General features: G+C 72.6%; 1 pseudogene. It reads left to right on the forward strand.

Features of this window, described 5'->3' with window-relative positions:
- A pseudogene (locus tag D471_RS40440) lies at positions 1 to 282 on the forward strand (hypothetical protein); the annotation flags it as partial.
- Positions 283 to 669 lie beyond the last annotated feature (387 nt).

Below are 669 nucleotides of genomic sequence, written 5' to 3' on the forward strand. Positions count from 1 at the left end.
CTGCTCGGCGAGGTCCGGGTCCTCGCCGTCCTCACCATCGTGGCGGCACGGACCGACGACATCGAGTTCGCACGCGCGGCCTACCGGCTCCTGACGGTGCGGACCTTCGCGGGCGACATCCCCCTGAGCATGACCGCCCTGGTCACCGGTCTGGTCCTGGCCCTCGGGGCCCGGTGGGGGCTGCCGCGGTACGTGTGGGTGTTCGCCAAGCTGGTCCTCCTGGTCGCGGCGACCGTCCTGTCGGTCCACAAGCCGCGGTGGCGACTCCCGCCCCGCCCATAACCCTCCCGGCAGGAGGACCCCACCAGTCCCAGTTCCGGGGGTGCCGTATCCCCACGGATTTCCGTACGCGTGTCGCAGTGGAAGACACCCCGAACCCCGTGCCGGGCCTGCCTCGCGACCGGGCGTCGCACGCGCTTCGTGGAACCGGACGGACCGCAACCGGGAAGGCGGCGGCGCACGGTCGGTGGCGGCGGCCATGATCGTCTCCCGTCCCGTCCGCGCGCCCCGAGGGAGAGGACCACCGTTGCGCAGACATCGCTCCACCCCGTCCGTGACCAGCCCGCTCACCCCTGGGAGGACCGCTTAGTGGCGACGACCCCGTACGAGACCACCGACCCGCGTGACCCGACCGACGCCACCGACACCACCGACACCACCGGCGGTCCC

The sequence above is a fragment of the Nocardiopsis lucentensis DSM 44048 genome, assembly GCF_000341125.1.
Taxonomy (GTDB): Bacteria; Actinomycetota; Actinomycetes; order Streptosporangiales; family Streptosporangiaceae; genus Nocardiopsis; species Nocardiopsis lucentensis.